This window comes from Arcobacter iocasae (assembly GCF_042214795.1).
GTDB classification, from domain to species: Bacteria; Campylobacterota; Campylobacteria; order Campylobacterales; family Arcobacteraceae; genus Arcobacter; species Arcobacter iocasae.
Window position 1 is genome coordinate 1,182,768 of record NZ_CP090177.1, and the last position, 24,880, is coordinate 1,207,647.

Consider the following 24,880-nt stretch of genomic DNA (forward strand, 5'->3'; position numbering starts at 1 on the left):
AATTATAGGGAAAAATTATGTGTGAAGAATCGAACAAAAACAAAAGAAGAGACTTTATAAAAAAAACCACAATGATTGGTGCAGGTTTAGTTTTTTATAAACCAGCAGATATTTTAGCAAATGAAAAAGGATATATAATGAATAAAACAATAAAAACAAAAGCTTACGCAGCATTCGATGAATCAGGCGTAATTAAGCCATGGGAGTTTGAAAGAAGAGCTGTAGCTGATGATGATATTTTAATTGAAATAAAAGCAGCAAGTATTTGTCACTCTGATATTCATCAAGAAAAAGGACACTGGGGAAAACAACAATATCCACAAGTCCCAGGGCATGAAATTGCAGGAATTATTACTCAAGTTGGAAAAAATGTAACTAAGTTTAAAGTTGGTGATAGAGCTGGTGTTGGTTGTATGGTTGATGGTTGTACTACTTGTGAAAATGAAGAACAGTATCAATCTGATACTTTGTTTACCTATGGATTTCCAGATAAAAGAGAACCAACTGGAATTAGCCAAGGTGGTTATTCAACTCATATAGTTGTAAGAGACCATTTTGCAGTGCATCTTCCTGAAAATCTTAGTTTTGAAAAAGCAGCTCCACTTTTATGTGCGGGAATTACTACATATTCACCAATAGTAAATGCACAAATTAAAAAAGGAGATAAAGTTGCCGTTGCAGGTATTGGTGGGTTAGGTCATATGGCTGTAAAACTTGCAGTTTCAAAAGGAGCTGAAGTATATGCATTAACAACAACAGCAGACAAAGTTGATAGCATAAAAGCAATGGGTGCAAAAGAAGTTATTGTAGTAGATGATACTAAAAAATTACAACAATATGCTGGACAAATGGATTATTTGATTTGTACTATTCCCTATCAATTTGATGTTGCATCTTATGCCCGTGTTGTTAAGCCTTACGGATACTTTACCTTAGTTGGTATGCCAGAAGATTTCAAAATCACTTTAAATAACCTTGGTTTAGCAGCAAGTAGAGTTAACTTTAATGCTTCACTTATTGGGGGAATGAAAGAGACTCAAGAGATGATAGATTATTGTGCAAAACACAATGTTTTACCTGAAATTGAAATGATTAAAGCCCAAGAGATTACACAAGCTTGGAAAAATATCGTTGATAAAAAAGCACGATATAGATATGTAATTGATACTGCAACAATTTAAAAGATTTTGGTATCAAGTATGAAACAAAAACTATTAATCATTTTTTCATTATTACTATTTTTACAAAGTTTTATGACAATTACTGCAAATGAAATAAAACAAAAGGATAAGGATATGGGCAATAAAATTACAATTACAATAGGTCAAAAAGAATTTGTTGCAACGCTAGAAGAAAATGAAACAGTAAAAGAATTAAAAAAAAGGCTACCACTATCTATCACTATGAATGACCTACATAGCAATGAAAAGTATTATCACTTTTCAAAAGCTTTGCCAACAGACAGTTATAGCCCTAAGTTTATAAATGCTGGAGATATAATGCTTTATGATAATTACAGTTTAGTTCTTTTTTATAAAACTTTTTCTACACCATATAGGTATACAAAGATAGGTCATATTGATGATACTCATAGTTTAGAAGAAACTCTTGGTTCAGAAGATATTGCTATCACATTTGATCTCAAATGATTTTCTTATCACTCAATTATACATATTAAGGTACAAGAAATACTCTTCTTGTGCCTATCTATCACATAGCAAACAACTTTAAAATATTATTAGGAAAAACATGAAGAAAAGAATAAAAATTAATGAAGAATCTTCTGTTCCACTTTGGGGAGCAGTTTGGGCAATGTCATTATGTGCAATGGTTTTAGTTGCATCAGAATTTATGCCAGTAAGTTTACTAACACCAATAGCAAGTGAGTTAGCAATCACAGAAGGTCATGCGGGACAATCTATATCAATATCAGGGCTATTTGCATTAGTTACGAGCCTTTTTATTACATCAATTATTGGACATACAGATAGAAGAAGCGTATTACTTTTTTTTACAGCCTTAATGGGTGTAGCAGGGGTAATGGTAGCATTTGCACCTAATTCAAATATATTAATGATTGGTCGAGCTGTTTTAGGTATTTGTATTGGTGGGTTTTGGTCTATGTCAGCTGCTACAATTATGCGCCTTGTACCTAAAGAAATTGTACCAAAGGCATTAGCTATCTTAAATGGTGGAAATGCCTTAGCAACTACAGTTGCAGCTCCTTTGGGAAGTTTTCTTGGTGGGATTATTGGGTGGAGAGGAGCATTTTTTTGTATTGTTCCAATTGCTGTTATTACTTTCATCTGGCAATATAAAAGTATGCCACACTTGCCTGCACGGCATGTATATGGACATAGACCAAAGTTTAGTAGTGTATTTAAACTTTTAAAACAATGGAAGGTTACTTTAGGAATGCTTGCAACAATGTTCTTTTTTATGGGACAATTTGCACTATTTACTTATCTTAGACCTTTTCTAGAAATACATACAGGTGTAGATGTTGAAACACTATCACTAATTTTATTAGCTATGGGTGTATCAGGTCTTATAGGAACTTTTGTTATTGGAAATATTTTAAAAACAAGACTTTATAGTTTACTAATTATCATTCCTTTTTTAATGATAATTATTGTAATTTCTCTTCTTTATTTTGGAGATTCTTTATTAGCTGTATTTATTCTTATGAGTTTTTGGGGACTTTTGGGAACATCAGCCCCAGTTGCTTGGTGGACATGGCTTAGTAAAACTTTACCTAATGATACAGAAGCTGGTGGAGGATTGATGGTTGCAGTTGCACAATTGGCTATTACCGTAGGTGCTGCAGGTGGAGGTTTACTTTTTGATATTTACGGTTATGAAATTACTTTTGTATTTAGTGCAATCATTTTAGCAGTTGCCACACTCATGGCAAGTGTAACTGCAGTTTATACATATAAAAAAGAAAAAGCATAATAAAAATTTAAAGGATTACTCATGCTTAAAACTAAGTACGAGTAATTCTTCTAATTTAAAAAAAGATTTACATCTTCTAAAGTATCAATATCCCTACAAAAAGTTTTTTTAAGCTCAATATTTATACAAGCCTCTTTTTGTAAAATTAATTTAAAATATAACGCCTGTTGATTTTTCACACAATTTTATAAGTTCTTCTTGAGCTTTAATATCATTAGCTTTTGAAGAGTATAAAGTCTCTTGAAGATGATAGAAATATTTCCCACTCATCTTTGCATCACTATTTGTTGCTAACCATACTTGAGTAGCACTTCCATCTTCTAAACTATCTGGTGCATTATAATTACTCATTTTTGTTCTTACCCATCCTGGATCAACCACATTGACATAGACATCTTTCCATTTTCGAGCAAAGAATAAACTCAACATCAAAATATAAAGTTTAGATGTTGAGTAATCAACTCCTATTTCTAAACTCAAATTTAAAATATTTATTTTACCTTGTGGATGCATATTTGAACCAATATAAATGAGCCTTTGAGGTCTATTTATAAGAACTGTAAGCATGTAAGGCGCTAAAACATTTACTTTAAAGATGGATTCATTAGAAGTATGAAACAGCCCAGCATTATGAATAATAGTGTCAAGATTGCCTAAATTATTGACCTCTTTGGCTAATGATTTAATTTCTTCAAAATCACTTAAATCTCCCACAATAACCTTAACTTTTCCCATTTCTTTATATATATGTTTTGCGCGAGTAATGTCTTTGGCATGAAATATCACTTCGTGCCCCTGTTTTATAAGCATTTTTGCTACATAAAGTCCAATTCCATCACTGGAACCTGTTATAAATATTTTTTTCATAAGCTCTCTTATTGGGTTATTCCACTTTTCATATCTTCAACGGTATCAATATCAATAGAATACTTTTTTTCTAAACTTATACTAATGCATTTTTCATTCTTTAAAATTGATTTTGCTCCATAATCTTCTTTTAATTTGAGTAATCTTTCATAGTATATTTTTGGGAAAATAGCTGGGACTGTAGAGCTTTTTGAATTTTCATATTGTGTTGCTATTATAGTTTTATTATTTATAGCATTTTTTAATGATTGTAAATGTTCAATTGGAACAAATGGTTGGTCACAAAGTATTATCAAACTATTTTTATAGTTTTGTGTGTGTTCAATTCCAAAAGAGATAGAACTTCCTATACCTTTTTCATAATCTTTATTAAATAATATATTAATATTAAAATTTTCTAACTCTTTTTTACAAGCCTCTTTTTCATATCCAAGTATCATAAAAACATCAGAAGACAGAGCTAAAGCTTTTTTGACTGTAATTTTTAAAAAAGTTTCTTCTCTATATTTTAATAACTGTTTTGTAATATTTCCTAATCTTGAAGATGTTCCAGCAGCTAAGATAATAATGGCTAAATCTTTAGATTTTTCCATTTTTTCTAGCCTCAATTTGTGAGCATATTGATAAAGCAATAGATTGATGAGTGTTCCCACCAATCTCCAAACCAATAGGAGCAAAAAATCGTTTGTCATTTTCTAAAGCAAACTCTTTTTTTATTCTTTGCATATTCTTTTTATTTCCCATCATTCCTATATAATTCATATTTGAATTAAGTAATGCTTTTAAATACATATCATCCGTTTTTGGATTATGACTTAAAATAACTGAAGCATTATATGAACTTAAATCCATATCTAAAATATTTTCTATACTTTCAAGTTCCAATAAGGTATCAGCTTCTTTTACAAACTCTTTATGAATCTTTATATCTATGACTGTTGTTTCCCAACCCATTAAATTTGCCATAAGAATCAAGGAAGTAACATGAGCTCCGGAGCCAAAAATCAAAAGAGAATAAGTTTTTTTTATATATTCATTAATTTTGTCATAATTTTTTTCATAAAAAAATGGTTCTATTTTATATTTTGAAGTTCCATGACCTGAGGATTCATCTTGTGGGATTGATTCAAAAGTAAATATTTGACCAGTTTTTAAAGCTTCTTTTGAAGATTCTATTATTTTATTTTGTAAAAACTTACTTCCTAAAACACCTGCAAATTCATCATTTGAATTTACAAGCATTTTATTTCCAACTTTGGCATAAGTAGAACCCTGTGTTTCAATAACGCTGGTTACTACAACATCAAGTTTTTTATCTTTACAATATTGAATAAACTTTAAATGTTCTTTATCATCAAACATGAACTTATCCCAATTTAATTGGAAAACTTGTGTATCTTTTTCCCGTTGCATCTGCTATTGCATTTATAACTGCTGCAAACATTGGAGGAACTCCAACTTCACCGATACCACCAATTTTTTCTCCAGAATTTATAATCTCAACTTTTATTGAATCAGGTGCATCTTTTATTCTATTTACTTCATAATCATAGAAATTGTTTTGGTCAACTGCTCCATTTGTTAATGTGATTTGTGCATATTTTGCATATCCAATTGTAAAGTTAACAGCACTTTCAATTTGATTTTCAATTCCTAGTGGATTCATTGCATATCCACAATCAACTGCACTCCATACATTTTGTATTCTAAAATCATTATTTTCAACTTTTATTTTTATTACATAAGCAACAATACTTCCAAAAGATTCTGCAATTGCAACTCCATAACCACTATTTTTTTCGCGTTTTTCCCAATCTGACTGCTTCGCAACATTTTCTAAGAGTTTTATATATCTTGGATTTCTTAAATTTTTAATTCTAAAATCAAGTGGATCCATATTTAAAGCATTGGCTGCTTGGTCAATGATATTTTCTACTACTGGTGCTGAAACAGTATGTCCAACTGAACGCAACCATAAAACAGTTACAGGTAAATCTGGACAAAATGATTTTAAATCATGACTTGATATTTTATATGGATGATCTTCCAAACCTTCTCTTTGCGTTCCATCAATACCATTTTTAAACATAAATTGTTCAAAAGGTGTACCTTTTGTTAAAGATTGATTTATAAGATTTGCTTTAAAACCTGTAATATTTCCATCTTTATCAAGAGATAATTTTGCATTAGCATAACTTAGTGGTCTATAATATCCCATTTTTATATCATCTTCTCTTGTCCATAAAGTCATTATTGCATAAGGTTCATTTTTTGATACATAAGCGGCATCTTTAATAAAATCAGCAGTTGGATTTGCTCTTCTTCCAAAGCTACCTCCTAAATAGTTCGTATAGTATTCAACATTTTCTTTTTTTACTTCTAAAATTTCTGCACATACATCTCTATAGATAGTTTGCATTTGACCACCAACTGACATATAAGCAGAATCTTTTTTATGATGTACTGTACAATTAATTGGTTCCATAGCTGCATGGGCTAAATATGGGAAAATATACTCTGCTTCTACAATTTTATGAGCATTTTTAAAAGATTCATCAATATTCCCATCTTTTCTCATAGTATTATTTTCTTTTGTTAGATAATCTTTATACTCTTTGTCCAAATCAGATGAACTTACATTTGCAAACTCTCCATTATCCCAAACTACTGTTATTTGCTCCATAGCATTTTTTGCTTGCCACCAATGTGATGCAATTACAGCAATTTTTTCATTTGGAAGTTGTTTTATTTTTAAAACTCCTGGCATATTTTTAGCTTTAGAGTCATCATAACTTTTTATTTTAGCTCCAAAAACTCTTGGTTGAACAAGTGATGCATATTTCATATCTTCAACTCTTACATCAATTCCAAAAATACCTTTTCCAGTAATTTTTTCTTCAACTTCAATAGGATGTCTTTTTAATGATTTACCCATAAGTCTATATTCTTTTGGCTCTTTTATTTTTACATCAGTTGGTAATTGCATTTTTTTAATATCATCTACTAAATTACCATATGAAAGTTTCTCTTTTGTTCTTTTATTTATCACATAAGAGTCTTTTGTCTCTATATCAAATAATCTTACTTGCCATTTTTTAGCTGCTGCTTGTTTTAACATTAATCTAAGAGTAGCTCCCACTTCTCGAACTCTTTGTTGTTGAGTCTTAATACTCATTGAACCACCAGTAATCATCATAGGCATTCCTGGAATATTAAATACATCTTTAACAGGGGCTGGTTCAAAAATTATTTCATCCCATTTTGCATCTAATTCATCTGCAATACATTGTGAAATTCCAGTATATATACCTTGTCCCATTTCAACTTGACCTAAGAAAAAAGTGATGGTATTATCTTGAGCGATTGTAATAAAAGCATTTGGTTCTAATACATTACTTTTTTCAATAGCTGCAGCTTTACCTTTTATAGGTAAATTAAATCCAATAATAAATGCGGATGTTAAGAGTGTACTATTTTTTATAAATTCTCTTCTTTCTAATTTCATCTTTTATCCTTTCGCTACAGTCGAAACTGCTTTTAAAATTTTGTTATATGTCCCACATCTACAAATATTTCCATTCATTACTTCTTTTATTTGATCACTAGATGGATTCTTATTTGATTTTAAAAGAGCACTTGCATTCATAATTTGACCTGGTTGACAATATCCACATTGAGCTACATCATGTTCCTTCCAAACTATTCGTAAAGCTTTTAGCTCTTTATCTTCTTTATTTTCAATTGTAGTTATCTTTTTCCCTATAGCTTCACTAAGAGGAGTTGAACAACTTCTAATTGCTTTATCATCTAAAAGTACTGTACATGCTCCACATTGAGCAACTCCACAGCCAAATTTTGTTCCTGTCATATTTAGATAATCTCTTAATACCCATAATATTGGTGTATCTTGTGGAATATCTTTTAATTCATATTTTTTATCATTTATAATTACATATTTCATTTCTTCTCCTAATAATATAAAATCTTATCTATTTTATTATAGATAAATATGAAAATTTTCAATAGAATAATTATCTAAAATAATTGCCTATTCCTCTAAATATATATTTCTTAATGAAGAATTCTTATATGTGGAAAATAAAAAGTTGATTTCCAACCAAATTTTTAGTAACTAAAATATTACCAACCTCCACCTAATGCTCTATATGAAGATACTACAGATTGAAGAGAGAGACCAGTTATTTTAACTACACTTGCTTTTATTTCTTTAACTTATTGAGTATTTTGGGGTTTTATGGCATACACACTTATTGGTGGAACAGCACTGATTTTACTATTTTTACCAGCACTTTATGTAGCTTGGTTTAAAATAAGACCAATTCAAAAGTAGTTGTTTATTTTAAAGGTTGTTTTACTCTTTTGTAGAACAACCTTAAAAGAAAAATATATGAACTAAGCTAAATTACTATTATCAATATTTAATATATCATTATCAATTTTTATTGAATATGACATACAAGGTAAGATACAAAAGTAAATGACTATTTTTAAAAACTAAAAGCTTAAAAAGGCTTTTAGTTTATATACAAGATTTTATTTGATATTTTCTCTGCCAATACTCTATCATGGGTAACTAATAATAGAGATAATTTATCTTCTTTTACAATGTCAAGAAGTAAATATATTATTTCTTGCTGGCTAATTGGATCAAGTCTTGATGTTACTTCATCTGCAAATATAAAAATAGGTTTTAGTAATAGTACTCTTATTATTGCTATTCTTTGAAGCTCTCCTCCTGAAATCTCATCAGGTTTTCTATCTAATAGTTCTTTTTTTAAATTTACTTTTTCTAATAATTTATAAACTTCATTCATATTTATATTGTGAACTTTGATTAAATCTTCAAAACTATTTTTTAGTATTTGGTTTGGTAAAAATGCACTTGGTGGTTGTTGATAGATTTTTTGATAATGTATATTTTTTGATGATAATGGTTTGTTAATTTTTCCATTATCAGGTTCTCTAAGACCAAGTACAATATCACCTAAAGTGCTTTTCCCACTTCCACTATTTCCAACTATTGCTGTGATTTCTCCTCTTTTTAATTTAAAATTTAAATCTGAAAATAGCTTTTTATCATTGTATGTTTTACTTAAATTTTTTGCTTCAATTACAACTTCATCTATAACTTCACTTTTTTCAACTTCCCATTTTGATGTTTCACTTGATAATAACTTTTTTGTATAAGGGTGTTTTGGATTTGAAAATAATAATTCGCTTTTATTGTATTCTATAAGTTTACCATTTTGTATTATTCCTAAATTACCTTTTAAGTTTTTAGCAATATCTATATCATGGGTTATTACAAATACTAACTTTTTATTCTCGATTTCTTTATTTAATCTATTTATTACACTATTACATAAGTGTTTATCAAGCCCTTTTGTAGGTTCATCGACAAGTAATACATTGCTATTAAAAGCATGTGTAATAGCTATGGTTACTCTTTGTGACATTCCACCTGAGAGTTCAAAAGGGTAGGCATTTTTAGAATTGTCCAATGAAACTTCTTTTAAATCATGAAGTGCTTTTTGTTTTGAATCTTTTTCATGGTGTATATATTTATGCACTTCACTTACTTGATTGATAACATTCATTGTTGGGTCTAAAGCTCTCCATGGTTCCTGAGGTAAATATGCAATCTCTTTTCCCCACAGTTTTTTTCTATTTTTACTTGAAAGTTTGAGTATGTCTTGACCATTTAATATAATTTTTCCTGTAACATTAAACTCTTTTGGTAAAGTTCCCATAACTGCATCAATTATCAAAGATTTCCCAGAACCAGATTCTCCTAATAAAACCAAAGGCTCTTTTTCACATAAAGATAAATTTATATTTTCTACTAAAATTGAATCCTTTAAAGTGATAAATAAATCAATAATTTCTAATTTTGAGCCCATTAGAATCTCCTTTTAGAAATCAATTGTAAAGATAAAATCAATAAAAATATAAAAAATGAAGGAAGTAATATTAGTGTTACTTTTTCATCAAAATATGGCATAAACTCTACAATCATACCACCTAATTCTGCCCTTGGTGGATGTAGACCAATACCCATTGCACTTAATGTTGATATTGCAATAATTGCAGTACTCATAGCAAAAGTAGCAAGAGTAAATAATATAGGAAATAATTGTGGCAAAATTTGTTTTTTCAAAATATAAAAAGTAGAAAAACCTAATAATTTTGTTGATTCAATATAAGGCTGTACTAAAATAGTTTTTGTTTTTACCCTAGTTACTCTAAAGAACTCAACCCATAATGATAAAGATAATCCCAAATATAATAATAACAAATTACCTGGATCAAAAGCTACTAATAATAAAACTAATAATAAACCAGGAAGTGAAAGAATAATATCAGAAATTAAAATCAAAATCTTTTCTATTATTCCCTCTTTATATGCAGCAAATATTCCTAATAATATTCCAGGAATAGCAGCAGTTAACATAGTAATAAAAGCTAATATAAAAGATAATCTAGTCGCATACGCAAGTCTTGTTAACATATCTCTTCCATACTGATCTGTTCCTAATAAGTTTGAAGAATTAAAATCTGCTAATGCATTCATGAGATTTTGTTTATTTGGATCAATATCTGTAAGAAGTGGAATAAATATAATAAATAAAACTATTAATATGCTATATCCTATAAGTGATGAATTGATTTTATTAAGCATTCTTAATCCTTAATCTTGGGTCTAAAGTACTAGTTATCATATCTGTGAAAAAATTTATTAATATAAAAAATAGTCCCATAACTAAAACAGTACCTTGTATCATAGGAATATCTCTTGCAATAACTGCATGAACTAAAGCATGACCAATACCTGGAAATGCATAAATTGATTCAACTATTACAACTCCCTCAATTAAATATATTGATTGTAATCCCAAATAAGCTATAACAGAAATAGAAGCATTTCTAATTCCATGCCTATTGATTAGTGTTAAATCTGTAAGACCTTTATATTTACCATAAGCATAATATGAAGAATTAGAAACTTCTAACATAGATTCTTTTATAAGTCTATTTGAAACAGCCGCTAATCCTAATGCTAAAGTAAGAGAAGGAAGAACTAAATACTTCCAGTTTTCAAATCCAGCTGGAGGCAATATTCTAAAATATATACTAAATATGTACATTAATAAAAGTCCAAGAATAAAAGGTGGAATGGCTCTAAATAAAATAGAAAAGAAAAAGCCTAACTTATCTATAATCCCATTATTTTTTGCACCTGAATAAATACCTAAAGGTATAGCAAAAATAAGGGATAAAAGAAAAGAAAAAAAGGCTAAATATAAAGAATAACCCATTTGCGTTTGAATCTCATGGATTACTTTTTCTCCACTTATTAGTGAGTACCCTAAATCAAATTTAAAAAGTTGATATAAAGAATCTAAATAGGCTTGAAACATAGACTTATCAAGTCCTAATTCCATTCTCACACTTTGAGCAATTTCAGCTGTTACTCCATCAGGACCATATCTTCCCGCTGCAATTTTTAAAGCGGGGTCTCCGGGAAGTAGCTGCATCATAATAAATGATATTGTGCTTATAAGTAAAACAAGCATCAAAACTTGTGTAATTCTTGAAATAATTATTTTCTTCATATAACTATTTTTCCAATGTAATATCTGATAAGAAATAATTTATTTCAAAAGGGTCTACTTTTAAATTTTTTATTCTTTTATTTGAAACTACACTAAGTTCTGACCAAGAAACAGGAATAACTGGTAAATCATCATATAAAATCTGAGTGATTTTATTATGCAAATCCTTATTATCTTTTTTTCTTAATTGAGTCAAATATTTAAACATATTTTCATTCGTCCAATTCATTGCTCCCCAATCTGATCCATTTCTTCCATAATCTTGAAGTAGTGTTCCTAGTGGATTTGGAATTAAGGCAAGGTTTCTACTCATAAGTGCCAAGTCTAAAGTGCCATCTCTATGTTTTCTTATTATCTCTGTATAACTATCAATTAAAACTTTTACATCAATACCTACTTCTTTTAATTGTGATTGAATTGCAGTAGCTAAAACAGGAAGATCAGGTCTATTGGGATAAGTATTTAAAGAAATCTCAAATTTTTTATTATCTTTATATCTATATCCATCAGATTTTAATTTCCAACCAGCTTTTTCTAAAAGTTTATTTGCTTCTGTAATATTTTGCTTTATTGGTTTAATATTTGAGTTATTCCATAATTTCATTGATGGTGGGAAAAGTTGATTAGCAGCTAAGTTTTCATTTTTTAAAATAATTTTAGCCATATTTTCTCTATCTAAGGCAAGGCTAATTGCTCTTCTTACATTAATATCTTTTAGGAAAAATGAACCAAGATTAACTTTTAATAGTTTTGATCTAGGAATAGTTACAATTGTTGTATTCAATGTTGGATTATTTTTCAAAGATTTTAAAGAAATAGGAAGTAGTGAATAAGCAATATCTGCTTCGTGACTTTTTATCATAAGTGATCTTGTTTCACCTTTTCCAACAGATAAATAGGTAATATCTTTGATATTCGCTTTACCCTTCCACCATTTATCAAATCTTGTAAGCTTAATTTTTAATGGAGCTGTTAAACTTTTTATTTTATAAGCTCCTGTACCAATGATTTCTTTTATTTTCCCATTTTTTTCAAAAGAGTTTTTTGATAAAATAATAGTGCTATAGTGTGCAAAATATGCTGGTAAAGCACTAAATTGTGAACTTAACTTTATTTGCAAAGTATTATTAACCGCTTGAATACTTTCGATAGGAAGATATCTTAAAATACTATTCTTTAATAGATTCTCTCTATTTAAATTGTACTCAACAGTTTTTGCACTTAGTTTTGTTCCATCTTGGAATTTAACATTCTCCCGAATATCAAACTTCCAAAGTAAACCATCTTTTGATACATCCCAACTTTTAGCTAAATTTGGAATTAAATCACCATTTCCATCTATTGATACTAATGTCTCCGCAACTTGCATTCTTGAAAAGATAAAACCAGATTGTGCTGGTTCAATACCAGATATTTCCCAAGCTCCTATAACTTTAATCTCTTTTGCTTCTAGAGATAAGAATACAAAAAATGTTAATATAAATGATTTTAATATGCTACTTTTTAACATAAATAATTTTCTCCTTTTTTATAAATGCAACTAAGTCGCATTTTTTTGGATTTTAGTTTAATAACCTTAATATATTATTAACTTTTACTTCTTCAATGAAAATAAAAGGCTAAAGATATATTAAAAACAAAAGAAATAGAGAAATAGGGTGGCTCAAGTGATTTTGATGAAGTTACAGATAATCAAACAAGAAATAAATATATAGTATAGGCATATGAACAAGGCTATTCATAGTATGTAATGCTAAAATTATTGGAATATCTCAGCCAGCAAGCAGCAGTTAATAAGATAATTAGTAGAATAGGTGATAAAGTTATCGTTATCACCTAACCCTTTTTTTTCTTTTTTTATTAGAAAGAGTATTGAATGTTAAGTCTTCCTACCATTCCTGTACCTTCCCCTTTTGTTTCTAATGTACCATATCTTACATATGTAACTAGATTTTTAGACATTTTATATTTTACTTGTCCAAAAATATTTGTTAAATCTTTTGTATCAGCTCGTGAATGTGATCCATAATTAGCATTAGAGTAAAATAACCCTAAATTAACTTTTTTTGCTACATCTACATCTCCACTAATATATGTATATGCTGCATCTGCATCATTTGAAGCAGTAACTCTCCATGCATAATCCATGTTAGTTTTTGCACTTGAATCTATAGATACTTTTCCACCTTCTTTATCTGTCTCACCATATGCAGTAAATACAGAAAATATTCCTTTACTTGCCATTAATCCTAATTGCCATAAACTATTATCTTGACTACTGTTATCCAAATCCAATGAAGTATGTCTTGCAAAAGGAGATATATTTACCCCTGAAATATCATAGCTTCCAGCAAGTCCAACAGGATAAGTATCAAAAGTATCACTTAAATCAGCATATGCAACATCTAAAGTTAAACCTGCAAATGAAGTTGTTGCTCCAATCATGGTAAAGTTTTCTGAGCCATCTATTCCTATAATACCATTCCATGTACTAATATCAGCAGTATTAAAATTTGTTTGATTGAAGTACGCAGCTGAAAGAGTCACATAATCAGTAGTATAAACTGAATATACCCCAGAACCAGTATTCTCATCTCCTAATGAATCTCTTGATATAGTCCATGGAGAAACAACTGCTTGTTTTCCTAATATAACAGATAAATTTTCAGAGCCTAAATATGTAAAATTTGCTTCTAAAAGCTCAACATCTACATTTTTATTAGCCTCATTCCCTGTGTTACTTGCAAAGTCTTCTGCTAAAAATCTTGTATTAACTTTTATGTCATCATTCATTTTTGTAGATAAATTTAATGCTGCTTTATAAAAGTTTTCAGTCTTTCCCGCACCTTTATCTGATTCATAATCATTGTATCTATAAGAAATAGTTCCCGACACATCTACATTTTTAATAGCTTCTGCTAAATTCTTTCCACTTGCACTTGAAGAAAGAATAACAAGTGCACCAATTAAACTTAATTTTTAAATATTTGCTCTCATTACGATCCTTGTGGTAATATAATATTGTTATTAGTATTAAAAGTATAATTAAAAATCGTTAAATTATGGTTAATATTTGTGGTTAATATTTATACAATTTACTTAATTTTAATAATATTCACCTATTTAGCAATATTTCCTTTCCTATTTTTAAATAAGATAATAATTCCAAATATTCCTAGAAGAAATCCAAGTGCACTTAATATTTTCATATATCTATCATATGGTACTTTTTCATATGATTTTACTTGAAAATTTTTATCAATATTGATTTTAAAATCTTTAAGATGTGCGCCATGACTACTTGGAACATTTATCTTAACTCTCCATTCACCATGAGAATCAGGCATAAAAGCAAAATTTCCATTTACATCTGTTTTACCCTTTGTAAAAGCAAGAGATGCGTCTGGTGCATATATGGTTATTGCTGCATTACTTATAGCTATATTGTTTGGTGCCGTTACTCTTATTCCTATTGCACCATCAACTACTTCATAAAAAACACCATGTGCAAAAAGTGAAACATTTAATAAAATTGCACCTAAAAATATTTTCATATTCATATTATTTTACTTCAAATGAAATACTACTTTGTAAAGTAATACCATTTACATTAGCATCATTTATTTGTTCACCATAATAAACCGCTGCAATTATTTGTAAACCTTTATTTTTCACAGGTACATTTGCTATTCCAAATTTATTTGTTTTGATATCTAAATTTTCATAATCAGAAGTTTCAATACCTGCATTTTCAAAAGCTTTTCCATCTTTTATTACAAGTATAGGAATAGTTTGTCCTGCTTTGATTTTAAGTGGATTAATTAATGGAATTACCTCTATTTTCATTCCAATTGGTTGTAGAAACTCTTCACTCCAGTCAAAATATCTTTTTCCATATTTTATGCTTTTTAAACTTCCGTAAACTATTCCTTTATATTTAGAGGGTTCTTTAATATTTTTAAATCCATCTTCTCCTTCAACCCAATAGCCTGCATCAAATGTAAGTGCAATCATTGAAGGTTTTTTAGCAGTTAAAAGTGTAGTATCTTTTGAATAATCAATTCCAGTTTTGATTTTTTGATTATTTATATCATAAGCAGTTGCACCTTTGAGTTGTTTTGGTGCAAATTTTTGAAAATGCCCATGAGCCCAGAATTCAGCTTTATAGGTGTTGTTTAGTGCTTTTTTTGCAGTTATTTGATGTGCAAACATTGATGTAGTTGCAACAAGTAATAATGTCATTGTTAATTTTTTCATTTATTTCCCTTTATTTTAGTAAAGAGATTGTAAAGCAATTATAATAAACAACATATAATAATTTTATACGCTTATGTATTTTTAGTACAGAACTGGGAAAAGACTAAGTCAAGATAAATAAACCTAGCCTTTTTATTTTTAGATATTTATATCAAGACCTATTATCTATTTTTATACTATCTTTTCCATGAAACTCTTTTTCATCTGCATCTGAAACTATTCTTTTAGATATGATATCAGTTTCCCTTGCAACTTCATTTGTATTTTGAGCGATTGAAGCATTTTCTTGGGTTTGTTTATCCAAAGAGGCAACTGTTTGTGTTATTTGTGAGATTCCAGCTTGTTGTTCTTTTGAAGATGTAGAAACTAGTTGAATCAGTTCTATAGTATTATTAATATTAGAACTTAGTTTCGTATAACCATCAATCATAGTGTCTGCAATATTTTTACCCTCATTTGCTTTTATATTTGCATTTTCAACTAAGTTTTTAATCTCTTTTGCTGCTTCTGTTGATCTATTTGCTAAGTTTCTTACTTCTTGAGCAACAACAGCGAATCCTTTTCCAGCTTCTCCTGCAGTCGCTGCTTCAACGGCTGCATTAAGAGATAAAATATTTGTTTGGAAAGCTATTTGGTCTATTACTGTTATTGCTTCATTTATGGCTGTTACTTGGCTATTTATTTCATCCATAGCTAAGGTTGTTTTTTTAGCTAGTTCTTCTCCTTTTTCAACAGAGTCATTTACCTCTTGAGAATAATCAGCCATTTTCTGTACATTTTCATTATTTGATAAAAGATTACTATTTATCTCTTCCAAAGCAGCGGATGTCTCTTCAATAGACGCAGCAGCAGAGTTTGTATTTCTTGATAAAGTAGCAACACCTTCAATTAATACATTAGAACTTTGATCAAGTTTCATACCATTTGTTTTATTATCAATCAACATATTTGTTATAGAATCACCTAAATTATTAACACCATTCGCTAGTTGTAGTAACTGTTCTTTAAGACCTGTTGTACTTACTTTTTCTAAGTAGTGGTAGTTTGTATATTTGTCTAATACACTTAAAATATTATTGATATTTAGTTCAAGATTATCTGCCATCTTATTTAGTACACTTTTCAATTGACTTAATGATGGATTTAAAGAATCAGATTGAATTCTTTTATTTAAATCACCTTTTTCAAATCCAGATAAAACATTTACAATTTCATCTATCAATTCTCTATCTTTTTCAATTCCTACTTTTGTTCTATTGATATTTTCATTTACAACTTTTGACATTTTACCAAGTTCATCTTCACTACTATCATCCAAATAATCAATCTGTTTTGTTTCGTTATTTAGATATTTGAAAAATGAAATTATCCCATTTTCAAAGTTTTTAAGGGGTTTTAAAATAGTATTTCTTAAAAAAGTTATTGATATACCTATTATTACGATTAGAACTATTACAGATATAATCATTAAGGTAATATTTAAATTAAAAATATCTTTTAAAGCTTCATCTTCTTGTATTTGAGAAATAATTGCCCATTGTTTATCAAATACTTTTATTCCTGTATAAGCAGTAAGTACATCATTACCTTTGTTATCAACTGTAATACCTACTCCTGTTTTATTTTTTAGTGCTTCTTTTATCAAATCATTTTTAATTTCATATAAAGAAATAGTTGTACTAGAACTTTTCACACTTTTATTATCTATATTTTTAATAAATCGGTGATTACTTCTCATCTTATAATCACTTCCTAAAAGATAACTAATACCTGTATCTCCTAAACCTGACTCCTCATATTTTCCTTCAAAATTCATAATTTTATCTATAGAAGCGGGTGATAACTCTATGATTAAATTTCCTATTCTTCTATTTTCACTATTAAAAACAGGTGATGCCAAAAAAGATGCAGGCATGTTATAACTTGGCTCAAAAGGTTTAAAATCAGAAAAAACAACTTTCCCTTTTTCAAGTTTATATGCTTCTTCATTTACTTTTGCTAATGCACTATTTGAATAAACTCCCTCTTTCAAGTTTGTACCAAAATTTTTTTCTTTAGCAGTTGTATAAACCACATTTCCCATCATATCAACTAAAACAACATCATACAGTGAAAATTTTTCTAATAAGGTATTAAATGTAGGATGAAATCTCATGTGAGCAAAAGTGTAGTTATTAAGGAATAAAGTTGTTTGACTCATCTTATTTTTTTCGCCAATTTTAGCTTCATTTTTTATGATATAAATGTATTGAGCCATAAGTCCATTTTTGTTTTTAGGTAAATACTCTTCAAGAGCTCTTTTTTTAGGAACATTTGGTAAATCAAAATTAATTTTATTTACATATGAATTTTTATAATGCTCTAAAATCTCTTTTTTTACTTCATCAATATTTTCAACATCATTCCCAATTGTATAAAACCCTCTTATAAGATTTTTCATTGCTTCTTGAGTAGAAGCTGAGTTTGCAGTGGATACCAATAATCCTTCGATTGTTTTAAAATAATCAGAGATATGTTGTTGTTTTGCAGAAACAATTGATTTTAACTGATTTAATTTTTCATTTTCAGTATTTGTTGTACTTTTATACGCCGTAATTACCAAAATAATTGAAGAAAGTAGAATTAAACTTATTATAATAAGACTTATAAGTTTAAAATTGATTGTCAATTTTTTCATTGAATATAATCCTTTTCGCATGTAATTATTTATTTTCATTCAATTATTACTAAAGACTGTATTCAAATAGTATCTTTATGATTTATTTTTGTTATTTCTTATTTAAAGAGAAAATAATAGAAGAAAAAACTTGTAAGATGGAACGAAGGCGAAATTTTTGATGAAAAATAGTAAATTCTGTGTACTAAGTGAGTGCTAATGGAGAAAAAGAATTTCATACCTTTGTACACCAATCTAAGAATCTTTTAAACTCAATAAACTTAAGTCTATCTGTGATAATATGGCCTCCAAAATTTATCATAAGGTAAAACTTGCATAAAATAATAACTATAGTACTAGTTCTCATTGGTTCATCTATTATTCTTTATTCACTATATTTTATTATTGTTCAGCAAATAAAAGCGTATAAGAATCCTAACAAAAAAATAAACTATCCAGATTTAGAAAATAATTGTAAATTAATAAATGAACGAGAAGCAAATTTAAAAGAAAAATTATATTTCCAAAATATTACAGGTGGATTTTTTGTAACTCTTTTTATTATCTCTTTTATTATTTTTATTATTTTATTAGATTTCTATTCTGCAAAATATTCATTAACTTTTCTTTTTATAGCAACAGCATTTTTATATTTAAACCTATTTAGTGATTTAAAAAAAGTTGGAAAAGTTAGTAAAAAAGTTAGAAAACTTGAAGGGAAAGTAAAATTTACTTGGCTAGCCCAAACTATAGCTAACAGACCAGCAAGGATGGTAAAATATTTACTCATTGAAAAAGAAGCATATTATATTCCCCCTATGCTTACGATGCCTAAATCAAAAACAGATATGATAGTTGAAATATATGATAATAAAGAAATTATTAGTATCAATGATCAAAAACCATTAGATAATATTGAGATAGATACATTAAGAAATAATAAACTTTATCACAAAGTCATTGCTATTACTTTTTTAATAATAACTATATTATCTTTTGTATTACTTTATCATAGTATGTATACTAATGTATCTATGAGAATGCTTTTACTTGATAAAAAAGAAATGGAATATATTAATGCAAATTCAATTAGAAACAATCCACCAAAAATTGGACAAAGAATCGATATCTCAGGATATAGACTTTGTAAAGTGCCATATTGTCAACAATTTTTACTTTTAGATAAAAACTTTGAATATAAATTTGATAATGATATAAAAAAACTTTTTGATTTTAATAAAGAAAATATTTTTTTCCGTCGTCTTTTTTATAGTAAATTTAATAAGTATTCACATCCCTTCAAACACAAAACCAAACTCTTGAATATTCAAGAATACCTACAAATATTAGAAAAGCTAAGAAATTATAAATTTGATGCTATTACTTATGAAACCAATGGTTATATTATTAAAAATCAAAATCAAATCAATGAGTATTATACTTTTTTCACTAATTTATGTGAGAAACAAAAAACGCAATGTACACAAGACAATTCCCTTGATATTTATTACAGTTCTAATAATTATAACTATATTGCTAAAAATAGAAAAATTATATTAGAAAATATTTTGTTAAATGAAAGACAAAAAATCATAAATAAAATCAATAAATATCTTGACGAAAGTAATAATCAAGTAAATATTAAATACCTCGAGAATTATTCATTTGAAAAAAATACTGATTTAAATGTAAAAAATTATGATGATTTTATTGCACAATTTCAAAACAATATTACAAAAGTTTATTCTATAAAGTTTATAGTTTATGATTATCAAGAAAAAGCTATCAATGGCAACAAAAATTATTATATAACCGTAATAGATAATTTAGATGATGAAGAAATATTAGATTTCCAACTAATATTTTTATATTTGTCTATTTTAGTAATTTTAACATTAACACATCTATTTTTATTTTATATAAATAAAAAACCTTTAAAAAAAGTTCACTTAAAATAATACATTCTCATCTTTACCATCATCTTTTGACTTTAGTTTATCCATTTTAAATTGCAAATATGAGGTATTAATATTATGAAACCCAACATTTTTTGAAAAATCTTCTTTTTTAGTTATTTGATTTATAATCATTTCCATAGATTCGATATTTTTTATCTCTAACTCTTCTTCTATTTCTCCATAAGTACTCATCAATGAATCAAATGCAAAGTGGTAATCATATGCTAATTTTCCTTTATCATTAAGAAGTTTTTTTATAAAAACCCATCTATCAAAGATTATAGACCAAGCCTTTTTTTGTTCAGTTGTTGCACATAAGTTAGAAATGATTTCTTTCCATTTAAATAAAGCAAAATATGCTTGATGACTAACCCATAACTCTCTTATCCACCAATCTTGGTATTTGGGAAATCCTGAAAAAGTTTTTAGCTTTACTTCTGGAATTTTTATCTCTTTGAGTTTATTAATTTCATTATTAAGACTTTTTATAATAGATTCAAGATTTTTTATTTCTTCTTTATCACTATTTTCCTCAGATTGTTTTTGTTTTAATAACTCTTCTTTTTCTTTTAAAGAGTTTGTAAAGTCTTCTCGTTTTTTATTTATCTCATTTACTAATGTTTCTTTTTTTTGTAAGGCTCTTTCATTATCAAATTCAATATTATCTATTATATTTGAACTTAAAACATAAAAATGAAGAACAACAATTGGAAGAAAGAAATCAATAGTTGCCAGTTCTTGTATGTCTTTTTCATCTATTTGGTCTTTTATTGCTTTAAACTCATTTTTTATATCTTCTAATTTATTACTAATATCATTTAAATCACCAAGACCTAACTCAAGTGATTTTGTTGCTATTTCAAAAAGTTCTTTATCTTCAAAATTAACATCTACAGGTAGTTCTTCTATGATTCTTAAAACTTCAAGTTTTTTATCATTGCTTTGTTCTACATTTAACTTTATTCTTGAAGGTTGTGCATCAAAATATTTTTTTCTTTCAGCAAGAAAAACTAGTTTTTCTTTTTCTTCAAGTTCTTTTCCTTCAATAGTTTGAAGTTTCTCTAACATTTTTTTATATTTTTCCACAAGCTCTGTTGATATTTCTAAGGCGTTTTCTGATGAGGCAATACCCATACGAGAGAGTTTGTTAATACCCGCTTCATGATTTTTGAGCTGTTGTTTTTGTAAAGCTATTTTTTTTTCATTTTCCGCAATAAGTGCTTCTAAGGCAACAATACTTTCCATTTTAAATATCCTTTAAGAACATTACATAAAATTATTTTATCTAATTTATGATGAAATATACTAAGATTTAAGCTAAAAAAAGAAATAACTTAAAATTATAAATTTTCTTTTGTTAGCTGATTGCGTATATCTTGCAATTCTTGACGGTGTTCCTCACTTGCAACTGGATAGGTTAATTGAAGCGATTTCAATGTATCAAGAATAATCTTTGAAATGATTAACCTACTGTTCTTCTTATCATCTGCAGGAATAACATACCAAGGTGAGTTTTCCGTACTAGTGGCATTTAAACAATCTTCATAAGCTTTCATATACTGTTTCCAAAATTTTCTCTCTTGGATATCTGAATTACTTAGCTTCCAGTTTTTTTTTGGATTATCAATACGCTTTAAAAATCGATTGCACTGCTCTTTTGGTGAGAGGTGAAGAAAAAACTTAATAATCCGTGTACCATTTCTATAAAGATGTTTTTCCATTGCTTCTATAGATTCGTAGCGCTCTTTCCAAATAGTTTTTTTATTCAACAATGATTCAGGGATATTTTCACCTTCCATAATCTCTGGATGTACTCGTACGATTAATACCTCTTCATAATAAGATCGGTTAAAAATACCGATTCTACCACGCTCAGGTAAAGCTTGAGTAGTACGCCAAAGAAAATCATGCTGTAGTTCTTCAACACTTGGGTGCCTGAAACTAAATACTTGACATCCTTGAGGATTTATCCCAGACATTACATGCCTAATAGCACTATCTTTTCCTGCTGCATCCATAGCTTGAAATATCAATAATATAGAATAACTATTAGATGCATAGAGTAACTGCTGTTTGGAACTGAGTTTTTTTATATTTTTTTTTAAGAGCTTTTTATATTTCTTTTTAGATTTGTATATAGGTTTAACTTGGGTCGGCCACTTATCAAGTTCAACTTCTTTTTCTTTTGTAATACGAAAATCTTTAGATTTTATTTTCATTATTATCCTTTCACTATAATGGAGTTTATCCTAAGTTGATTAGATATTTTGTACTTACACTAAGAGAGTATCTTAGTGTAAGTATTTAAACTAATAAAATACTAACTCATCGCTAAATGAGTATATATTGCTTGAAAAGATTCATCAATAGCTTTTTTATGGGCATCAAGTTCCTCTTTACTAGCTTTGCTTAGTGCTTCTAATTTTAACTTTCCATCTTTTATCTTCGAGTCTACTGCTTTAATTTGTTTATCTAGTTCAGCATTAGCTTGTGCATCTGTTGGAGACAAACTTGATTTCAACTCTTTTAATTTTCCTTCATACTCATCTAGTTGAGCTTGTTTTGTCTTTAAATATAGTTCAATATCATTCATAATAATTCCTTTTGTTAAAATTTGTTTCTACTCTTATTATAATACTTTATCTACTTAATATCAATTATTCCTAATAACACTACAACTAAAAATCCAATATTGGCATTAAGATTTTGTTAAAATTTACAGAAATATCACTTACTTTTTAAAGCAAAAGTATTATTTGAGTTTATTATCATAAGTACTCCTTTTATTCCCAACTCTTATTAATAGATTACTATTGTATTGCAATAATATAATAAAATCAATTATTTAATAAATGATAATATTTATCTAAAAATATTATATTTTTAATGATAAATTTTATTATTTAGTAAGTTTTATTTAATATAAATTCTAATAAAATACTTTAAGGATAATTTAATTTGTCCTAAAATTTATAAGGAGACATTATGAAAAAGTTTGTATTGACAAGTACCTTAGTACTTTTTTCAGCGGTGAGTATATTTGGAATGACGGATTCTGCTTTGTTAGAAAAAGCAAAGAATTCAGGTTTAAAAGCAATTCCAAAAAGTGAATTAGAGATTCTAAAATTGGTAGATGACCCTAATAATCCTATTACAGCTAAAAAAGTAGAATTAGGTAAAAAACTTTATTTTGAACCAAGATTATCAAAAAGTGGTCTTATTTCATGTAATACCTGTCACAATTTAGCAATGGGTGGAGTAGATGGAGTTTCAGCTGCTATTGGACACAAATGGACAGCAAATCCTCATCATCTAAATTCACCTACAGTTTACAACTCTGTTTTAAATAAAGTTCAATTTTGGAATGGAAGATCTCCACACTTAGAAGATCAAGCACAAGGTCCTATTCAAGCTGGTCCAGAAATGGCAGCACCTTCTAAATTAGTCGTAGATAGAGTAACATCAATGAAAGGATATGTTGATGAGTTTAAAGATACTTATGGGGAAAAAGTAAAAATTGACTTTAAACTTATCGCAGATACTATTGCAGTATTTGAAAGAACACTTATCACTCCTTCTAAATACGATGATTTTTTAAATGGAAATCTATCATCACTTAATAAAGAAGAAAAAGAGGGTTTAAATCTATTTATTGACAAAGGTTGTACTTCTTGTCACAATGACATAGGACTAGGTGGAACAATGCAACCATTTGCAACTGCTGCTAAATATGAATTTGCTAATTTAGGAGACTTTAAAGGAGATAAAGATGGAATGGTTAAAACCCCAACTTTGAGAAATATAGAAGAAACAACTCCTTATTTTCATAATGGAGGAGTTTGGTCTTTAACTAAAGCAGTTAAAGTAATGGGTTCTACTCAATTAGGTTTAAAAATTTCAGACAATGATGCAAAATCTATTGTTACATTTTTGAAATCACTTACAGGAGAAAAACCAAAAATCATATATCCTCTTCTTCCTATTGCTACAGAAGCAACGCCTAAACCAGATATGAATTAACTATTATATAAAAAAAGATGTAGATTTTAATCTACATCTTTTTATAAAGCATTACTCAATTGCACTTAATAATTTTTTAAAAGCTTTTTTTATAACCCTTTTCTCTTCTTCATCTAATATTCCATAAACTTTATTATTCTCTGTTGCAAAGATATCTAAGAGCTCAACTGCTATTTGTGCACCTTTTTCTTCAAGTTGTACAAGCATACTTCTTTTATCTTTTTTATCAGCTATTCTACTTATATACTTATTCTCCTCTAATTTTTTTAGAACTTTTGTCATTCCTCCTGAAGAGAAAATTGTACTCTCATACAATTCTGTGGGGGATTGTATATAACCATTAAAATAAAGACTAATAAGCACATCAATTTCTGAGTGGTTTATTCCATAATTGACCTTCATTATATTTTCATGTTTATTAAACATACTCTTATAAATCAAGGTTAAAGGCAAACTAATACCAAAGGTTTCAAACTTTGGATTCTTTTCTATATTTTCATAGCAATTTTTTATGTAATTTTTATTCATAATGT

At 28.0% G+C, this 24,880-nt stretch carries 22 protein-coding genes; 5 read left to right on the forward strand and 17 right to left on the reverse strand.

The features are described from left to right. Positions 1-17: 17 nt before the first annotated feature. The 3 genes from LXN10_RS05975 to LXN10_RS05985 all read left to right on the forward strand — a co-directional run bounded on the left by LXN10_RS05975 (position 18) and on the right by LXN10_RS05985 (position 2,955). Complete coding sequence (locus LXN10_RS05975) at positions 18-1,181, forward strand: NAD(P)-dependent alcohol dehydrogenase (RefSeq protein ID WP_375724964.1); 1,164 nt, start codon at positions 18-20, stop codon at positions 1,179-1,181. Positions 1,182-1,199: 18 nt separating this feature from the next. Beyond that, positions 1,200-1,649: a cyclophilin-like fold protein gene (locus LXN10_RS05980; RefSeq protein WP_375724965.1), complete on the forward strand. Its 450-nt coding sequence runs from the start codon at positions 1,200-1,202 to the stop codon at positions 1,647-1,649. A 100-nt stretch (positions 1,650-1,749) separates the two neighbouring features. Next, positions 1,750-2,955 carry an MFS transporter gene (locus tag LXN10_RS05985; RefSeq protein ID WP_375724966.1) on the forward strand — a complete coding sequence of 402 codons (1,206 nt, stop codon included), beginning with the start codon at positions 1,750-1,752 and terminating at the stop codon, positions 2,953-2,955. Positions 2,956-3,105: 150 nt separating this feature from the next. On the opposite strand, the gene LXN10_RS05990 is transcribed toward LXN10_RS05985, so the two are convergent. From LXN10_RS05990 to LXN10_RS06050, 13 genes are all read right to left on the reverse strand, one after another. Then, the gene (locus LXN10_RS05990; RefSeq protein WP_375724967.1) at positions 3,106-3,822 is read right to left on the reverse strand and encodes an SDR family NAD(P)-dependent oxidoreductase; all 717 of its coding nucleotides are present in this window, start codon (positions 3,820-3,822) and stop codon (positions 3,106-3,108) included. 8 nt (positions 3,823-3,830) lie between these two features. Continuing rightward, a complete protein-coding gene (locus LXN10_RS05995) occupies positions 3,831-4,415 on the reverse strand; it encodes a nucleotidyltransferase family protein (protein WP_375724968.1) in 585 nt (194 codons plus the stop codon). Beyond that, positions 4,402-5,235 (reverse strand): XdhC family protein, encoded by an 834-nt coding sequence (locus LXN10_RS06000; protein WP_375724969.1) that lies wholly within the window; start codon positions 5,233-5,235, stop codon positions 4,402-4,404. The genes LXN10_RS05995 and LXN10_RS06000 overlap by 14 nt, the downstream gene beginning before the upstream one ends. Then, on the reverse strand, positions 5,189-7,327 hold the full coding sequence (locus LXN10_RS06005; protein ID WP_375724970.1) for a xanthine dehydrogenase family protein molybdopterin-binding subunit: 2,139 nt from the start codon (positions 7,325-7,327) through the stop codon (positions 5,189-5,191). Before LXN10_RS06005 ends, LXN10_RS06000 begins: the two co-directional genes overlap by 47 nt. 3 nt (positions 7,328-7,330) lie before the next feature. Continuing rightward, the gene (locus tag LXN10_RS06010) at positions 7,331-7,783 is read right to left on the reverse strand and encodes a (2Fe-2S)-binding protein (protein WP_129100786.1); all 453 of its coding nucleotides are present in this window, start codon (positions 7,781-7,783) and stop codon (positions 7,331-7,333) included. A 574-nt stretch (positions 7,784-8,357) separates the two neighbouring features. Next, on the reverse strand, positions 8,358-9,743 hold the full coding sequence (locus LXN10_RS06015; protein WP_375724971.1) for an ABC transporter ATP-binding protein: 1,386 nt from the start codon (positions 9,741-9,743) through the stop codon (positions 8,358-8,360). Further along, on the reverse strand, positions 9,743-10,522 hold the full coding sequence (locus tag LXN10_RS06020; protein WP_375724972.1) for an ABC transporter permease: 780 nt from the start codon (positions 10,520-10,522) through the stop codon (positions 9,743-9,745). Before LXN10_RS06020 ends, LXN10_RS06015 begins: the two co-directional genes overlap by 1 nt. Then, a complete protein-coding gene (locus LXN10_RS06025; RefSeq protein ID WP_375724973.1) occupies positions 10,515-11,456 on the reverse strand; it encodes an ABC transporter permease in 942 nt (313 codons plus the stop codon). The genes LXN10_RS06020 and LXN10_RS06025 overlap by 8 nt, the downstream gene beginning before the upstream one ends. Positions 11,457-11,460: 4 nt before the next feature. After that, positions 11,461-12,966 carry an ABC transporter substrate-binding protein gene (locus tag LXN10_RS06030; protein WP_375724974.1) on the reverse strand — a complete coding sequence of 502 codons (1,506 nt, stop codon included), beginning with the start codon at positions 12,964-12,966 and terminating at the stop codon, positions 11,461-11,463. A gap of 350 nt (positions 12,967-13,316) precedes the next feature. After that, positions 13,317-14,423, reverse strand: a complete 1,107-nt coding sequence (locus LXN10_RS06035; RefSeq protein WP_375725331.1) for a porin — start codon at positions 14,421-14,423, stop codon at positions 13,317-13,319. Between the two features lie 152 nt (positions 14,424-14,575). Next, complete coding sequence (locus tag LXN10_RS06040; protein WP_375724975.1) at positions 14,576-15,010, reverse strand: carboxypeptidase-like regulatory domain-containing protein; 435 nt, start codon at positions 15,008-15,010, stop codon at positions 14,576-14,578. Between the two features lie 7 nt (positions 15,011-15,017). Continuing rightward, positions 15,018-15,713, reverse strand: coding sequence for a DUF4198 domain-containing protein (locus LXN10_RS06045; RefSeq protein ID WP_375724976.1), 696 nt, complete (start codon positions 15,711-15,713; stop codon positions 15,018-15,020). A 151-nt stretch (positions 15,714-15,864) separates the two neighbouring features. Next, positions 15,865-18,390, reverse strand: coding sequence for a methyl-accepting chemotaxis protein (locus LXN10_RS06050; protein ID WP_375724977.1), 2,526 nt, complete (start codon positions 18,388-18,390; stop codon positions 15,865-15,867). A 311-nt stretch (positions 18,391-18,701) separates the two neighbouring features. Between LXN10_RS06050 and LXN10_RS06055 the strand changes: the two genes are divergently transcribed. After that, the gene (locus LXN10_RS06055; RefSeq protein WP_375724978.1) at positions 18,702-20,327 is read left to right on the forward strand and encodes a hypothetical protein; all 1,626 of its coding nucleotides are present in this window, start codon (positions 18,702-18,704) and stop codon (positions 20,325-20,327) included. Here the strand turns inward: LXN10_RS06055 and LXN10_RS06060 are convergent. The 3 genes from LXN10_RS06060 to LXN10_RS06070 form a co-directional block, all read right to left on the reverse strand. Further along, a complete protein-coding gene (locus tag LXN10_RS06060) occupies positions 20,319-21,572 on the reverse strand; it encodes a hypothetical protein (RefSeq protein WP_375724979.1) in 1,254 nt (417 codons plus the stop codon). The genes LXN10_RS06055 and LXN10_RS06060 overlap by 9 nt on opposite strands. A 95-nt stretch (positions 21,573-21,667) precedes the next feature. Beyond that, positions 21,668-22,546, reverse strand: coding sequence for an ADP-polyphosphate phosphotransferase (locus LXN10_RS06065; protein ID WP_375724980.1), 879 nt, complete (start codon positions 22,544-22,546; stop codon positions 21,668-21,670). A gap of 101 nt (positions 22,547-22,647) precedes the next feature. Then, entirely contained in the window at positions 22,648-22,920 is a 273-nt protein-coding gene (locus LXN10_RS06070; RefSeq protein WP_375724981.1) for a hypothetical protein, read from the reverse strand. Between the two features lie 392 nt (positions 22,921-23,312). Here LXN10_RS06070 and LXN10_RS06075 point away from each other — a divergent pair, with 392 nt between their 5' ends. Then, positions 23,313-24,347: a cytochrome-c peroxidase gene (locus LXN10_RS06075; protein WP_375724982.1), complete on the forward strand. Its 1,035-nt coding sequence runs from the start codon at positions 23,313-23,315 to the stop codon at positions 24,345-24,347. Positions 24,348-24,398: 51 nt separating this feature from the next. On the opposite strand, the gene LXN10_RS06080 is transcribed toward LXN10_RS06075, so the two are convergent. Continuing rightward, positions 24,399-24,875, reverse strand: coding sequence for a MarR family winged helix-turn-helix transcriptional regulator (locus LXN10_RS06080; RefSeq protein WP_375724983.1), 477 nt, complete (start codon positions 24,873-24,875; stop codon positions 24,399-24,401). Positions 24,876-24,880: the final 5 nt, after the last annotated feature.

Bases quoted from the DNA above. Each gene is read 5' to 3' on its own strand.
- LXN10_RS06080 (WP_375724983.1), bottom strand. From the start codon at position 24,875: ATGAATAAAAATTACATAAAAAATTGCTATGAAAATATAGAAAAGAAT.
- LXN10_RS06025 (WP_375724973.1), bottom strand. From the start codon at position 11,456: ATGAAGAAAATAATTATTTCAAGAATTACACAAGTTTTGATGCTTGTT.
- LXN10_RS06050 (WP_375724977.1), bottom strand. From the start codon at position 18,390: ATGAAAAAATTGACAATCAATTTTAAACTTATAAGTCTTATTATAATA.
- LXN10_RS05980 (WP_375724965.1), top strand. From the start codon at position 1,200: ATGAAACAAAAACTATTAATCATTTTTTCATTATTACTATTTTTACAA.
- LXN10_RS05990 (WP_375724967.1), bottom strand. From the start codon at position 3,822: ATGAAAAAAATATTTATAACAGGTTCCAGTGATGGAATTGGACTTTAT.
- LXN10_RS05995 (WP_375724968.1), bottom strand. From the start codon at position 4,415: ATGGAAAAATCTAAAGATTTAGCCATTATTATCTTAGCTGCTGGAACA.
- LXN10_RS06000 (WP_375724969.1), bottom strand. From the start codon at position 5,235: ATGCAACGGGAAAAAGATACACAAGTTTTCCAATTAAATTGGGATAAG.
- LXN10_RS06005 (WP_375724970.1), bottom strand. From the start codon at position 7,327: ATGAAATTAGAAAGAAGAGAATTTATAAAAAATAGTACACTCTTAACA.
- LXN10_RS06065 (WP_375724980.1), bottom strand. From the start codon at position 22,546: ATGAAAATAAAATCTAAAGATTTTCGTATTACAAAAGAAAAAGAAGTT.
- LXN10_RS06010 (WP_129100786.1), bottom strand. From the start codon at position 7,783: ATGAAATATGTAATTATAAATGATAAAAAATATGAATTAAAAGATATT.
- LXN10_RS06045 (WP_375724976.1), bottom strand. From the start codon at position 15,713: ATGAAAAAATTAACAATGACATTATTACTTGTTGCAACTACATCAATG.
- LXN10_RS06070 (WP_375724981.1), bottom strand. From the start codon at position 22,920: ATGAATGATATTGAACTATATTTAAAGACAAAACAAGCTCAACTAGAT.
- LXN10_RS05975 (WP_375724964.1), top strand. From the start codon at position 18: ATGTGTGAAGAATCGAACAAAAACAAAAGAAGAGACTTTATAAAAAAA.
- LXN10_RS06030 (WP_375724974.1), bottom strand. From the start codon at position 12,966: ATGTTAAAAAGTAGCATATTAAAATCATTTATATTAACATTTTTTGTA.
- LXN10_RS06015 (WP_375724971.1), bottom strand. From the start codon at position 9,743: ATGGGCTCAAAATTAGAAATTATTGATTTATTTATCACTTTAAAGGAT.
- LXN10_RS06060 (WP_375724979.1), bottom strand. From the start codon at position 21,572: ATGGAAAGTATTGTTGCCTTAGAAGCACTTATTGCGGAAAATGAAAAA.
- LXN10_RS06020 (WP_375724972.1), bottom strand. From the start codon at position 10,522: ATGCTTAATAAAATCAATTCATCACTTATAGGATATAGCATATTAATA.
- LXN10_RS05985 (WP_375724966.1), top strand. From the start codon at position 1,750: ATGAAGAAAAGAATAAAAATTAATGAAGAATCTTCTGTTCCACTTTGG.
- LXN10_RS06040 (WP_375724975.1), bottom strand. From the start codon at position 15,010: ATGAAAATATTTTTAGGTGCAATTTTATTAAATGTTTCACTTTTTGCA.
- LXN10_RS06075 (WP_375724982.1), top strand. From the start codon at position 23,313: ATGAAAAAGTTTGTATTGACAAGTACCTTAGTACTTTTTTCAGCGGTG.